Origin of the sequence: Sulfitobacter sp. W027, assembly GCF_025143985.1 — a bacterium.
GTDB lineage: Bacteria > Pseudomonadota > Alphaproteobacteria > Rhodobacterales > Rhodobacteraceae > Sulfitobacter.
The window spans coordinates 2,543,820-2,556,805 of sequence record NZ_CP083564.1 but is presented as its reverse complement, the minus strand read 5'-3'; the positions used below and the strand labels follow the sequence as shown (position 1 = coordinate 2,556,805).

At 63.4% G+C, this 12,986-nt stretch carries 14 protein-coding genes; 12 read left to right on the top strand and 2 right to left on the bottom strand.

Features of this window, described 5'->3' with window-relative positions; all coding sequences use genetic code 11:
* Positions 1–120: 120 nt before the first annotated feature.
* The 6 genes from K3759_RS12595 (at position 121) to gap (ending at position 7,158) form a co-directional block, all read left to right on the top strand.
* Positions 121–1,128: a BMP family protein gene (locus tag K3759_RS12595; protein ID WP_259982269.1), complete on the top strand. Its 1,008-nt coding sequence runs from the start codon at positions 121–123 to the stop codon at positions 1,126–1,128.
* Complete coding sequence (locus tag K3759_RS12590; protein ID WP_259982268.1) at positions 1,129–2,676, top strand: ABC transporter ATP-binding protein; 1,548 nt, start codon at positions 1,129–1,131, stop codon at positions 2,674–2,676.
* The gene (locus K3759_RS12585; RefSeq protein WP_259982267.1) at positions 2,666–3,715 is read left to right on the top strand and encodes an ABC transporter permease; all 1,050 of its coding nucleotides are present in this window, start codon (positions 2,666–2,668) and stop codon (positions 3,713–3,715) included. The genes K3759_RS12590 and K3759_RS12585 overlap by 11 nt, the downstream gene beginning before the upstream one ends.
* A complete protein-coding gene (locus K3759_RS12580; protein ID WP_259982265.1) occupies positions 3,715–4,659 on the top strand; it encodes an ABC transporter permease in 945 nt (314 codons plus the stop codon). Before K3759_RS12585 ends, K3759_RS12580 begins: the two co-directional genes overlap by 1 nt.
* Before the next feature lie 70 nt (positions 4,660–4,729).
* Positions 4,730–6,010 (top strand): amidohydrolase family protein, encoded by a 1,281-nt coding sequence (locus tag K3759_RS12575; RefSeq protein WP_259982263.1) that lies wholly within the window; start codon positions 4,730–4,732, stop codon positions 6,008–6,010.
* 146 nt (positions 6,011–6,156) lie between these two features.
* Entirely contained in the window at positions 6,157–7,158 is a 1,002-nt protein-coding gene (gap, locus tag K3759_RS12570) for a type I glyceraldehyde-3-phosphate dehydrogenase (protein WP_259982261.1), read from the top strand.
* 39 nt (positions 7,159–7,197) lie between these two features.
* Here gap and K3759_RS12565 read toward each other — a convergent pair whose 3' ends face one another.
* On the bottom strand, positions 7,198–7,725 hold the full coding sequence (locus K3759_RS12565) for a winged helix DNA-binding protein (protein ID WP_067262160.1): 528 nt from the start codon (positions 7,723–7,725) through the stop codon (positions 7,198–7,200).
* Between the two features lie 200 nt (positions 7,726–7,925).
* Here K3759_RS12565 and K3759_RS12560 point away from each other — a divergent pair, with 200 nt between their 5' ends.
* Positions 7,926–8,999, top strand: coding sequence for a Hint domain-containing protein (locus K3759_RS12560; protein WP_259982259.1), 1,074 nt, complete (start codon positions 7,926–7,928; stop codon positions 8,997–8,999).
* Between the two features lie 35 nt (positions 9,000–9,034).
* On the opposite strand, the gene K3759_RS12555 is transcribed toward K3759_RS12560, so the two are convergent.
* A complete protein-coding gene (locus K3759_RS12555) occupies positions 9,035–9,604 on the bottom strand; it encodes a TlpA family protein disulfide reductase (RefSeq protein ID WP_259982257.1) in 570 nt (189 codons plus the stop codon).
* Between the two features lie 23 nt (positions 9,605–9,627).
* Between K3759_RS12555 and argH the strand changes: the two genes are divergently transcribed.
* The 5 genes from argH to lysA are packed head-to-tail and all read left to right on the top strand — an operon-like array spanning position 9,628 to position 12,960.
* A complete protein-coding gene (argH, locus tag K3759_RS12550; protein ID WP_259982256.1) occupies positions 9,628–11,019 on the top strand; it encodes an argininosuccinate lyase in 1,392 nt (463 codons plus the stop codon).
* Positions 11,016–11,195, top strand: a complete 180-nt coding sequence (locus K3759_RS12545; RefSeq protein ID WP_067628460.1) for a hypothetical protein — start codon at positions 11,016–11,018, stop codon at positions 11,193–11,195. Before argH ends, K3759_RS12545 begins: the two co-directional genes overlap by 4 nt.
* Positions 11,192–11,350: a hypothetical protein gene (locus K3759_RS12540; RefSeq protein WP_259982254.1), complete on the top strand. Its 159-nt coding sequence runs from the start codon at positions 11,192–11,194 to the stop codon at positions 11,348–11,350. The genes K3759_RS12545 and K3759_RS12540 overlap by 4 nt, the downstream gene beginning before the upstream one ends.
* Entirely contained in the window at positions 11,350–11,667 is a 318-nt protein-coding gene (locus tag K3759_RS12535) for a DUF2834 domain-containing protein (protein ID WP_093928401.1), read from the top strand. Before K3759_RS12540 ends, K3759_RS12535 begins: the two co-directional genes overlap by 1 nt.
* A 27-nt stretch (positions 11,668–11,694) precedes the next feature.
* Complete coding sequence (gene lysA, locus K3759_RS12530) at positions 11,695–12,960, top strand: diaminopimelate decarboxylase (RefSeq protein WP_259982252.1); 1,266 nt, start codon at positions 11,695–11,697, stop codon at positions 12,958–12,960.
* Positions 12,961–12,986: the final 26 nt, after the last annotated feature.

The following is a 12,986-nucleotide window of genomic DNA, read 5'->3' as shown; positions in this document are numbered from 1 at the left end:
CAGTTTAATTAGCATATCGTGGGTTTTCGGAAAAGCTTGGGCTGACCTAGGGTCAGGAGAAGCTTGACAGGTAAAATATTTTATCAAACGGTAAAATGCATAACCAACGGGGGACAGAACATGACACAACGCAATCTCACACGCCGCTTCCTATTGGGCACGGCGGCCATGCTGGCCGGGGTCAGCCTTTTGCCACAGGGCGCACTGGCTGCCGAGCCGCTGAAAGTCGCTGGCGTCTATACCGTGCCTGTCGAACAGCAATGGGTCAGCCGCATCCACAAAGCGGCCGAAGCCGCGCAGGAGCGCGGCGACATCGAATATACCTTCACCGAAAATGTCTCCAACACCGACTACGCCCGGGTGCTGCGCGAATATGCCGAGTCCGGGAACCAGCTGATCGTCGGCGAAGTCTTTGGTGCCGAGGCCGAAGCGCGCGAGGTCGCCGCCGACTACCCCGAGGTCGCCTTCCTGATGGGCTCCAGCTTCAAGCAAGACGAGGCGCTGCCCAATTTCGCCGTCTTTGACAACTACATCCAAGACGCCGCGTACCTCTCGGGCATCATCGCAGGTGCCATGACCGAAAGTGGCAACATCGGCATGGTCGGCGGCTTCCCGATCCCTGAGGTGAACCGCCTGATGCATGCCTTCATGGCCGGCGCGCGCGAGATGAACCCCGAGATCAAGTTCCAGGTCAGCTTCATCGGCTCTTGGTTCGATCCGCCCAAAGCCAAGGAAACCGCCTTCGCCATGGTCGAGCAGGGGGCCGACGTCCTCTATGCCGAGCGTTTCGGCGTGTCGGACGCGGCGCAGGAGAAGGGCGTTCTGGCGATCGGCAACGTCATCGACACCCAAGCCGAATATCCCGAGACCGTCGTCGCCTCCGCCCTGTGGCACTTCGAGCCAACCCTCGATGCCGCAATCGCCGCGGTCAAAGCAGGCGCGTTCAAGGCCGACGACTATGGCCGCTATTCCTTCATGTCCGAGGGCGGCTCCTCGCTCGCCCCTCTGGGCACCTTCGAAGGCAAGGTCCCGCAGGCGGCGATGGACATGATGAAAGAGCGCGAGCAGGCGATCAAGGACGGCTCTTTCACCGTCGATATCAACGACGAAGAGCCGAAGTCTTCCTAAATGACCGATCAAAACCCCGAGGCGCAAGTTGTCCTGCGCCTCGACAACATTACCAAGCGATTTGGCAAACTCACCGCCAATGACGCGATCAGCTTTGATCTGCGGCAGGGCGAAGTCATTGCCCTGCTGGGCGAAAACGGCGCGGGCAAGACTACGCTGATGAATATCCTGTTTGGCCATTACACGCCGGACGAAGGTCATGTCGAAGTCTTTGGCGAGCGCCTGCCAGCCGGAAACCCGCGTGCCGCACTGGCCGCGGGCGTGGGTATGGTGCACCAGCATTTCACGCTGGCCGACAACATGACCGTGTTGGAAAACATCGTGCTCGGCACCCGCTCGCTTTGGCGCCCCGGCTTTGGCCGCGCCCAGGCGCGGCAGAAGATCGTGGCGCTGATGGCGGACTACGGTCTGCGCGTGGACCCCGAGGCGCAGGTCGGCAGCCTCAGCGTGGGCGAGCGGCAGCGCGTCGAGATCCTGAAAGCCCTCTACCGCGAGGCGCGTATCCTGATCTTGGATGAGCCGACCGCCGTCCTGACCCCGCAGGAGACCGAGGACCTCTTTGCCACCATGCGCAAAGCCGTGGCGCTTGGCCTCTCGGTCATCTTCATCTCGCACAAACTGCACGAGGTCATGGCGATCTCCTCCCGCGTCGTCGTGCTGCGCCACGGCAAGCTGGTGGCCGAAGCCAAGACAGCCGAGACTGACCGCGCCGCCATGGCGCAGATGATGGTCGGCTCCGAGATCGCCGCCCCCGTGGTGCGCCGCGCTGATCCCGGTGCCGCGCTGGTGACGCTCGAAGGCGTCTCGACGCCCGACGTCGGCAGCGCTCCGGGGCTGAAGAATGTCGATCTCGAGTTGCGCGCGGGCCAGATCACCGGCCTCGCCGGGGTCTCCGGCAACGGCCAGACGGCGCTTGCGGACCTGATCGGCGGTCTCATCCGCCCCGCCTCCGGCACGTTTCACGTGAAAGGTGCGACCCCGCGTGGCTGGTCGCCCCATGCCGCCATCGGGGCGGGCATCGCCCGCATCCCCGAGGACCGCCACAAGACCGGCACCATCGCGGATTTCGACCTCACCGAGAACGCGGTGCTCGAGCTCTATTCCCGCCCCGGTTTCTCCCGCCACGGCTGGATGAACTGGCGCGCCGCCCGTGATTTCGCCGCCAAGATCATCCAAGGCTACGACGTCCGCTGCCCCGGCCCCGAAACCCGCATCCGGCTGCTCTCAGGCGGCAACATGCAAAAGCTGATCCTTGGTCGCGTGCTGGAAACCGCGCCCTCGGTGGTGCTGGCCAACCAGCCGGTGCGGGGCCTTGACATCGGGGCGCTGACCTACGTGCACGAACAACTTCTCGCCGCCCGCGACCGGGGCGCGGCCGTGCTGCTGATCTCTGAAGACCTCGACGAGGTCACGGCGCTGTCGGACGTGATCCACGTGATCTCCGAAGGCCGCCTTTCGCCCGGGTTCGCCCGCGGTGCGCTCACCCCCGCCGAGCTTGGCGTCTGGATGGCCGGTGACGGTTTTGAGGAGGCCCCCCATGCGGCTTGAACCCATCGCCAACCCCACATGGACCCGTTCTCTGGGCCTGCCCGCACTGGCGCTCTTCGCCACGGTGGTCGCGGCCTCGCTGCTGGCCATGGTCGCAGGCGCGCAGCCGTTTTCGGTGCTTGGACTGATTGTCAAAGGGGCCTTTGGCTCCAAATTCGCCACCTTGGAAACGCTGAACCGCGCCACGCCGCTGATCTTCACCGGCCTCGCCGTCGCCGTCGCCTTCCGCGCTAAACTGTGGAACATCGGTGCCGAGGCGCAGCTTTACATGGGCGCGGTGGTGACGGTGGTCTTGGGCACTGGTGCGCTGGCGTGGCCTAGCTTCGCGCTGCTGCCGACCATTGCCGTCGCCGCCATGCTCGCCGGGGCCGTGGTGCTGTTGGTGCCGACCTTCCTCAAGACCCGCTTTGGCGTCGACGAAGTTGTCACCACGCTGCTCTTGAACTTCGTCGTCCTGCTCTGGGTCTCCATGCTGCTCGAAGGCGCGTTAAAAGACCCGATGGGCCTCGGCTGGCCCAAATCCGCACGGCTGATCGCCGAGGCGCGCTTGCCCCGCATCGCCGACGGGCTGCGCCTGCACTGGGGCTTTGGCCTCGCGCTAATCTCGGCCATCGTCGTCTGGGTCATCCAACGCCGCACCACGCTGGGCTACGAGATGCGCGCCGTGGGCCTCAACCCCGCAGCGGCACGCTTCGCGGGCATCCCGGTGAACCGTGTGCTGATCAAAACCGCACTTCTCTCGGGCGGCCTCGCGGCCCTCGCGGGCTTTTCCGAAGTCGCGGGGCTGAAAGGCAGCCTCACCTTGGATATCTCGCCCGGCTTTGGCTACACCGGCATTATTGTCGCTATGTTGGCGCTGCTGAACCCGCTTGGCGTGGTCGTCGCCGCGCTCTTCGTGGCGGGCATCTTTGTCGGCGCCGACAGCATGAGCCGCGCCGCGGGCGTGCCGACCTATCTGGCCGACATCATGCTGGCGCTGGCGCTTCTGGCGATGGTGCTGGCGATCATGCTCACGAAATTTCGGGTGAGGCGCGACTGATGGACATTTTCGACATCCTCCTTCAGGCGAGCTTTTGGACCGCCGCGATCCGCATCGCCTCGCCGCTGATTTTTGCCGCCTTGGGCGAGTTGATCTGCGAACGGGCCGGGGTGCTGAACCTCGGCATCGAGGGGATCATGGTCGTCGGTGCCTTTGCCGGTTGGCTCACCGTCTACCTCGGCGGCGGGCTGTGGTTCGGCGTCGCGGTGGCGATGTTCTCGGGCATGGCCTTCGGGCTGGTACACGGCGTGCTGACGGTGCCCTTCGGCCTCAGCCAGCATGTCGTCGGCCTTGGCATCACGCTGCTGGCAACATCGCTGACTTACTACTGCTACCGTCTGGCGCTGCCTGAGGTCACCTCCCCGCCCAAGATCGAGGCCTTCCAGCCATTGGAAATCCCGCTTCTGTCGGAGATTCCGGTGATCGGCCCCGCGCTCTTCAACCAGACCCCGCTGACCTATCTGGCTTTTGTGCTGGTGCTGCTGGTGACGCTGGTGCTTTACCGCACGCCCATGGGGTTGGCCCTGCGCGCGGCGGGCGAGAACCCGGCGGCGGTCGAGGCGCAGGGGCTCAGCGTCTCGGCCATCCGCATCGGCGCGGTGATGGTCGGCAGCGGGTTCATGGCCGTGGGCGGGGCGTTCCTGACGATGAGCGCCTTCAATTCGTTTTTCTTCGAGATGGTCAATGGGCGCGGCTGGATTTGCATCGCGCTGGTGGTCTTCGGCTCGTGGAAACCGGGCAAAACGCTTCTGGGCGCGGTGCTCTTCGCCGCCTTCGACGCTTTGCAAATCCGCGTGCAGCAGACGCCGTTGGGTGCCGATATCCCCTACCAGATCTTCCTGATGGCCCCCTACATCCTGTCGATCCTCGCGCTTGTGATTATGTCGCGCCGGGCGCAGGTGCCAGCGGCCCTGATGGTGCCCTTCAACAAAGGGGAGCGCTGAACGCAGCGACCTTTTGCAACCCTTCCCTCCGACCGCAGGCCGCACCGCCCTCCGCAATAAGGACCAACCCATGTTCGACCTCATCATCAAAGGCGGCACGCTCCCCGATGGCCGCACCACCGACATCGGCATCAAGGGCGACCGCATCGCCGCCATCGAGGACCTCTCCACCGCTGAAACCCGCGAGACCATCGACGCCAGCGGCGACCTCGTCAGCCCACCCTTCGTCGACCCGCATTTCCACATGGATGCCACCCTCAGCTACGGCACCCCGCGCATCAATGCCTCCGGCACGCTGCTCGAAGGCATCGGCCTCTGGGGTAAGTTGAAAGAGGTCATGACCCAAGACGAGGTCAAAGCCCGCGCACTGGAATACTGCGACTGGGCCGCCTCGTTGGGCCTCCTGGCGATCCGCAGCCATGTCGACACCTGCGACGACCGGCTTCTGGGCGTCGAAGCCCTGCTCGACGTGCGCGAAACCGTCAAAGACTACATCGACCTGCAACTCGTCGCCTTCCCCCAAGACGGCCTCTACCGCGACCCCACGGCGCATGAGAACACTCTCCGCGCCCTCGACATGGGCGTCGACGTCGTCGGCGGCATCCCGCATTTCGAACGCACCATGGCCGACGGCGCGCGTTCGGTCACCGCCCTCTGCGAGCTCGCCGCCGAGCGCGGCCTCATGGTCGACCTGCACTGCGACGAGACCGACGACCCCCATTCGCGCCACATCGAGACGCTGGCCTATGAGACCCAACGCCTCGGGCTGCAGGGCAGGGTGGCCGGCTCACATCTGACCTCGATGCACTCGATGGATAACTACTATGTCTCGAAACTGCTGCCGCTGATGGCCGAAGCCCAGGTCGCCGCGATCCCCAATCCGCTGATCAACATCACCCTGCAAGGCCGCCATGATACCTACCCAAAACGCCGCGGCTTGACCCGGGTGAAAGAGATGCAGGCCATGGGCATCGACGTCGGCTGGGGGCAGGACTGCGTGATGGACCCGTGGTATTCCATGGGCACGGGCGACATGCTCGACGTCGCCTTCATGGGGCTGCATGTGGCGCAGATGACCTCGCCGGAGGAAATGCGCCGCTGCTTTGACATGGTGACGAATGTGAACGCGCGGATTTTGGGCTTGCAGGATTACGGCCTCAAGGTCGGCGCGACCGCCTCGCTGGTGGTGCTTGACGCGGGCAACCCGATTGAGGCGCTGCGCCTGCGGCCTGACCGGCTTTGCGTGGTGGCCAAGGGCCGCGTCATCTCACAACAGGCGCGCAACGACGCGCGGCTGAACCTGCCCGGGCGGCCCGACAGCGTGCGCCGTCGCCATAGCGCACATTCATAAACCTAGCGTTTACCGACACCTAGGACGGCGCCCCCCCAGCGGGCGCCGTTTTCGTTTCTATGCCCGATTGAACTCCTCCGCACCTGCTGTTATGTTAGCGCTAACTGTGCCAATCTGCCCGAAACTGGGCCACCGGAGGATTCACCATGACCACAAAAATCGCCATCAACGGCTTCGGCCGCATTGGCCGCTGCGTGTTGCGCGCGCTAATCGAGAACGGCTTTGACGGGATCGAAGTCGTTGCCATCAACGACCTGACCGATGCCGAGAACCTGCTGCACCTCCTGAAATACGACTCCGTCCATGGCCGCCTGACCGCGGATGCCGAGTTGAAAGACGGCAATCTGCATGTGGCGGGTCAGACCATTCGCATGACGGCAGAGCGTGATCCGGCGAAACTGCCGTGGGGTGATGTCGATGTCGCCTATGAGTGCACCGGGTTCTTCACCACGCGCGATGCGGCAGCGAAACATCTGGAAAACGGCAGCAAGCGGGTACTGATCTCGGCCCCGGGCAAGGGCGTGGATCGCACCGTGGTTTACGGGGTGAACCATCAGGAACTGACTGCCGAAGACGTCATCGTCTCCAACGCCTCTTGTACCACCAACTGTCTCGCCCCGGTGGCCAAAGTGCTCGACGACACCTTCGGGATCGAGACCGGCTATATGACCACGATCCATGCCTATACCGGCGACCAGCCGACCCATGACAGCCCGCACCGCGACCCTTACCGTGGCCGCGCCGCCGCCCTGTCGATGGTGCCCACATCAACCGGTGCTGCAGCTGCAATTTCCGAAGTGATCCCGCATCTCAAAGGGGTTCTTGAAGGCTCTGCCGTGCGGGTGCCGACGGCCAATGTCTCGCTCGTGGACCTGTCCATCATGCCTAAGAAACCCGCCACGGTGGAGGCGGTGAACGCGGCGATGCAAGAGGCGGCCAATGGCGCGCTCAAGGGCGTCTTGGCCTATGAGCCCGCGCCGCTGGTGTCGGCTGATTTTAACCACGATCCGCATTCCTCGACCCTTGCGCCCGAGCAGACGCGGGTGACCGATGGCGGCATGATCCGTGTGGTCAGCTGGTATGACAATGAATGGGGTTTCTCAAACCGCATGAACGACACCGCGCGTGCCATTGCCGCGTTGATCTAAGCTTTAGCTGGCGCGGGGGGCAGCCCTCGCGCCCATGCTCTACAGCGACGCCGCCGCGCGGCTCGCTTGGTCATATTGCCCCGACATCGCCCGAAGCTGAGCCGCGATCTTGCGCAGTTCCTCGCCGGAGATATCGGTGCGCGGCAACCCGTCGAGAAAGCACGCCTGACGGATCGCGCGATAGGCTTCGCAAAGCTCGGCCCCGGCGGGGGAGGTGCGATAGAACACCTCCTTACCGCGTTTTTCGGCACTTAGCAGTTCCGCTTTCACCAGTTTGCGCAGCGCATAGTTCACCGTATGCGTGTCTTCGATGTTCAGCAGGAAACAGATATCCGTCAGCCGCTTCTCCCGGCCCCGGTGATTGGCGTTGTGCAGCACGAGAATTTCCAGCGGTGTCAGGTCTCCATTGCCCGCCGCTGCCATGCAGCGCGACATCCAGCGTGTGAAGGCGTTATAGGCGATGATCATCCCGTATTCGAGCTCGGACGCTTCCCAGCCATCGCCCTCGGCCAAATGCCGCGAAGAGACGATCCGGCGCGACGGGGTGGGGGGTACTTCTTCCGACATGCGGTGCCTCCGGCTGTTTTATCCGGATAACGTTACCAAGACGCTGGCGATTTACAAGCGTTCTGGGCGCCGCCGTCCGTCTGGGCGGATGAAGATCAAATTGCAACAGGTTGCACTGCCACATTCATGCCATCTTCCGCGAGGGCAGCGGCTTTGTTAGGCTGGCGTTAATAAAAATACGTGAGGTAGGCAGAGCAATAATGAAAACGGGCTTTCGAGGCACGTTTGTCATCAGCTGGTCGCAAACAGAGATCGACGGTCTGGAGGCCGCGCCGGTGCAGTCGCTCGAACTGGGCTCTGCCTGGGCGTGGCGCGGGGATACTCTCCGCGTGGATGGGCCGAATGATGTATTGCGGCTGGATATGGCGGACGGGGCAGAGCAGCTGCGCAAACGCGCGGCTCGCATGGTGCAACGCCTGATCGGCGCAGCGCTGGAAGAGGGGGGCGTTATGCCGCCCAAAGCTCTGTGTAACGACCATACCGCCCCACCGCTCGGCAACAGTTTCATGGTCACCAATGGCGCGCGGATCTACACAGTCACGTTGATTGACGCAGGCCAAAGTCGCACGCCGCTGTTGATGTTTGTCGATGAATTGCCGCCGCGTGATTGCGAACTGTGGGTGATGCACAGCACCATAAAACCGCAGCGTGATAGGCTCTTGGAGGCCGAGAGTCGCGTTGTCATCTGCTTTACCCCCGGCACCCGCATTCGCACGCCCATGGGCAGCGCCCTCATCGAAGAGCTGCGCGAGGGTGATCTGATCCAGACCAAGGACAATGGCGCGCAGCCGCTGGAGTGGATCGGCAGCCGCCGGATGAGCGGCGCGCGGCTGCATGCCATGCCGCATCTGCGGCCCGTGCGGTTCCGCCCGGGTGCCTTGGGAATTGCGCAGCCCGATGCCCCGCTGCTGGTCTCGCCCGACCACCGGATCGTGCTGCAAGGCCGGCAGGCCCGTGATCTGTTCAACTGTGACGAGGTGCTGGTCGCGGCCAAAGACCTGATCAACGGGCACAGCGTGGCCAGCGATATGTCCCTGCGCGAGGTGACCTATATCCATGTGCTGCTGGCCGAGCATCAGGTGATGTGGGCCAACGGGGTCGAGACCGAGAGCTTTCATCCCGCCGCAGCCCCGCTCACCAGTCTTGGCGCGCAGGACCGGGCGCGTCTGCTTGCGGCGCATCCGCAGCTGGCGGCTGATCCGCACAGCTACGGTGGCTTCGCACGTCGCAATCTCAGCACGTCTGAGGCGGCGATCCTGCGGCATGTGGCGTAAGGGCCGGGCGCTGACGCCCGACCTACGTGAGGGCTTTAGCTTTCGGCGTCTTCTTTAATCAGCGCTGCGATAATCGCCCGCGCGCTCTCAGAGTCCCATTCCGCATCGCCCTGCAACCGGGCAATCTCACGCCCTTCACGGTCTAGCAATACGCTGATCGGCAGGCCGAACACGCCCATCTGGCTGGCGAGCTTTTGCTTCGGGTCTTGGTGGCGCGGCAGGCTGTCGACGCCCGCTTCCTCGAAGAAACGTTTGATCCCTTCCTCTGAATTACGCCCCGTAGCGATGGTCAGCACCTGAAAATCATCGCCGCCAAATTCTTTTTGCAGCGCGTTCAACTGCGGCATTTCCTTGCGGCAGGGTGCGCACCATGTGGCCCAGAAGTTCACCAACACGATCTTGCCTTCATAATCCGCCAGCGACATTGCCTCGCCATCGTCCTCACGCTCAAAAGTCACGTCAGAAGCCGCTTGCGGCGCGTCATGGATCACGAGTTTCTTCATGTCCCCGTCGCGCAGCCCCGCGATGTCAGCCGTTCCGGCAAGGGCGGGGTTTGCACCTGCGACAAGCAGCGTATAAACGAAGCCGAGCACGAGATTTTTCATACGTCCCTCCAAGGGTATTCAACATGACCGACACGACCTCGAACAAAATGTGGGGTGGCCGTTTCGCCGCCGGACCGGACGCGATCATGGAGGCGATCAACGCTTCGATCGGGTTCGACAAACGGATGGCCGCACAAGACATCGCCGGGTCGCGTGCCCATGCCGCCATGCTGGCAGCCACGGGCATCCTGACTGATAACGACGCTGACGCGATACGGGAAGGGCTTCTCACGATCTTGTCAGAGATCGAAGAGGGCAAGTTTGAGTTCTCGGCAGCGCTTGAAGACATCCACATGAACGTCGAGGCGCGGCTGAAAGACCTGATTGGCGAGCCCGCAGGCCGTCTGCACACGGGCCGCTCGCGCAACGACCAAGTCGCGACCGATTTTAAACTCTGGGTGCGCGATCAGTTGGACGCCGCCGATGAGGGTCTGCAAGCGCTGGTCCGCGCGCTTTTGTCTCAAGCCGAGGCGGGCGCCGATTGGGTGATGCCAGGCTTTACCCATCTGCAAACCGCGCAGCCAGTCACATGGGGCCATCACATGATGGCCTATGTTGAGATGTTTGGCCGCGACCTGTCGCGCTTTCGCGATGCGCGTCGCCGTATGAACGAATGCCCGCTGGGGGCCGCCGCACTGGCTGGCACGTCCTTCCCGATTGACCGGGACATGACAGCCGAAGCGCTCGGCTTTGACCGCCCCGCCGCGAACTCCCTCGACGCCGTCAGCGACCGCGACTTCGCGTTGGAATTCATGGGCGCGGCAAGCATCTGCGCCATGCACCTGTCGCGCTTTGCTGAAGAGCTAGTCATCTGGTCCTCGGCACAGTTCCGCTTCGTGGCGCTGTCGGACCGCTTCTCGACCGGCTCAAGCATCATGCCGCAGAAGAAAAACCCCGACGCAGCTGAGTTGATCCGCGCTAAAGTGGGCCGCATTTTCGGCGCGAACACCGCGTTGATGATCGTGATGAAGGGGCTGCCGTTGGCCTATTCCAAGGACATGCAAGAAGACAAAGAGCAGGTCTTCGACGCTGCCGATAACCTGATGCTGGCGCTGGCCGCGATGACCGGAATGGTCGGCGATATGACCGCGGAGCGCGAGAACCTCGCCGCTGCTGCGGGCTCGGGATTCTCCACCGCCACCGATCTGGCCGACTGGCTGGTGCGCGTGCCGGGTCTGCCCTTCCGCGACGCGCATCACGTGACCGGCACGCTGGTCGCCATGGCCGAGGCGCAGGGCTGCGATTTGCCGGACCTTACGCTGGAACAGATGCAATCGGTGCACGCCGAGATCACTAAGGACGTTTTCGATGTGCTCGGCGTCGAAAACTCGGTAAACTCGCGCATGTCCTATGGCGGCACCGCCCCTGCGCAGGTGCGTGCCCAAGTCGAGCGTTGGAAGGAAATCCTGAAGTGAAACGCGCCCTCGCGACCCTTGCTTTGCTGAGCCTTGCCGCCTGCGGCGCGGATGGCGAACCAGTTAAACCGACAGCCAGCAGCACGATCACCATGTCGTCGTCGGGCGTGTCGGTCGGCACGGCTGTGGGTCTGCGGCGCGGGCCGTTCTCGCTGGCACTTGGGGTCGGGTCGTGAAGCCACTTTTGCAAATTACGCTGGTGGCCGGGACGCTTGGCTTGGCCGCTTGCACCCCGCCGCAGCCATCCGCGCGGCAAGAGGCGCCACCGCCAGCCGAACCGGGGATCAGCCTGTCGGGCTATGCCACCGTCGGCGTGGCAAAGACCTTCTGATGTCACCGTTGCGCATGCTCTACCTCGCCCTCGCGGTCTGGGGCACGATCCATCCGATGTATTACTTCGTCACATGGTTCAACGCCGAAGGCTGGAGCCTCAGCGCCATGGTCGATGCCTGGCACGCCAACGCCGCCGCCAGCGGGCTGGTCTGGGATCTGACCATCGCTGCCGTCACTTTGACCATCTGGATCATCGCCGAGGTCGCCGTGCGCCGGAATTTCCTCAGCTTGATTGCCATTCCCGCCACGTTCTGTATTGGGGTGAGCTGTGGCCTGCCGCTCTATCTTTTCCTGCGGACAGCGCCCATCAGATAAGCGGCGACGACATGGGGCCAAGCGCAGATGGATCATTTTCTCTATAAAGACGGTGTGTTGCATGCCGAAGACGTAAGCCTGGCCGAGATTGCCGCCGCCGTCGGTACGCCGGTCTATGTCTATTCCACCGCCACGCTGCTGCGCCATTTCCACCTCTTTGACGACGCGCTCTCGGGCATGGATCACTTGGTCTGCTACGCCATGAAAGCCAACTCCAACCAAGCCGTTCTGCGCACACTGGCGCAGGCGGGCGCGGGGATGGATGTGGTCTCGGGCGGGGAATACCGCCGCGCCAAGGCGGCAGGGGTGCCGGGGGATAAGATCGTGTTCTCCGGCGTCGGCAAGACCCGCGATGAGATCGAACTGGCGCTGACGGGCGGCATTCGGCAGTTCAACGTTGAGAGCGAGCCGGAGATGATCCTGCTTGATATCGTGGCGCGTGAGTTGGGCAAAGTGGCCCCGATCACCATCCGCGTGAACCCGGACGTTGACGCGAAAACTCATGCAAAGATCGCCACCGGCAAAAGCGAGAACAAGTTCGGCATCCCCATCGCCCGCGCCCGCGAAGTCTATGCCATGGCGGCCAATCTGCCGGGGTTGGAGATCGTCGGCATCGACGTGCATATCGGCAGCCAGTTGACCGATCTCGCCCCCTTTGAGCAGGCCTACGGCAAAGTGGCGGAACTGACCGAAGTGCTGCGCGCCGATGGGCATAACATCCGGCGGCTGGATCTTGGCGGCGGCTTGGGCATTCCCTATGAACGCTCCAACTCCGCCCCGCCACTGCCCACGGATTACGGCGCGATGGTGCAGCGCACGCTGGGGCATCTGGAATGCGAGATTGAGATTGAGCCGGGCCGTTTGATTGCCGGCAACGCGGGCGTCTTGGTGAGCGAGGTGATCTACCTCAAATCCGGCGAGGGCCGCGATTTCCTGATCCTTGATGCCGCGATGAACGATCTCATCCGCCCCGCCATGTATGACGCTTGGCATGACATCGTGCCGCTGAATGAACCCGCGCCGGGGGCAGAGCCGCGCCCGGTGGATATCGTCGGCCCGGTTTGCGAATCCGGCGATACGTTCGCCAAACAGCGGATGATGCCGGTGCTGGGGTCGGGTGATCTGGTGGCCTTCCGCTCTGCCGGAGCCTACGGCGCAGTGATGAGCAGCGAATATAATTCGCGGCCCCTGATCCCCGAGGTGCTGGTCAATGGCGATCAATTCGCGGTTATCCGCCCACGGCCAAGCTTTGACGAAATGATAAACCGCGATACCATCCCTGAATGGCTTTGACGGCATCCCGCCGCCGGGCCACCGGA

What these genes read in the sequence shown, in the direction of transcription:
- K3759_RS12595 (WP_259982269.1), top strand. Translation starts at nt 121, where the DNA reads ATGACACAACGCAATCTCACACGCCGCTTCCTATTGGGCACGGCGGCC.
- K3759_RS12590 (WP_259982268.1), top strand. Translation starts at nt 1,129, where the DNA reads ATGACCGATCAAAACCCCGAGGCGCAAGTTGTCCTGCGCCTCGACAAC.
- K3759_RS12585 (WP_259982267.1), top strand. Translation starts at nt 2,666, where the DNA reads ATGCGGCTTGAACCCATCGCCAACCCCACATGGACCCGTTCTCTGGGC.
- K3759_RS12580 (WP_259982265.1), top strand. Translation starts at nt 3,715, where the DNA reads ATGGACATTTTCGACATCCTCCTTCAGGCGAGCTTTTGGACCGCCGCG.
- K3759_RS12575 (WP_259982263.1), top strand. Translation starts at nt 4,730, where the DNA reads ATGTTCGACCTCATCATCAAAGGCGGCACGCTCCCCGATGGCCGCACC.
- gap (WP_259982261.1), top strand. Translation starts at nt 6,157, where the DNA reads ATGACCACAAAAATCGCCATCAACGGCTTCGGCCGCATTGGCCGCTGC.
- K3759_RS12565 (WP_067262160.1), bottom strand. Translation starts at nt 7,725, where the DNA reads ATGTCGGAAGAAGTACCCCCCACCCCGTCGCGCCGGATCGTCTCTTCG.
- K3759_RS12560 (WP_259982259.1), top strand. Translation starts at nt 7,926, where the DNA reads ATGAAAACGGGCTTTCGAGGCACGTTTGTCATCAGCTGGTCGCAAACA.
- K3759_RS12555 (WP_259982257.1), bottom strand. Translation starts at nt 9,604, where the DNA reads ATGAAAAATCTCGTGCTCGGCTTCGTTTATACGCTGCTTGTCGCAGGT.
- argH (WP_259982256.1), top strand. Translation starts at nt 9,628, where the DNA reads ATGACCGACACGACCTCGAACAAAATGTGGGGTGGCCGTTTCGCCGCC.
- K3759_RS12535 (WP_093928401.1), top strand. Translation starts at nt 11,350, where the DNA reads ATGTCACCGTTGCGCATGCTCTACCTCGCCCTCGCGGTCTGGGGCACG.
- lysA (WP_259982252.1), top strand. Translation starts at nt 11,695, where the DNA reads ATGGATCATTTTCTCTATAAAGACGGTGTGTTGCATGCCGAAGACGTA.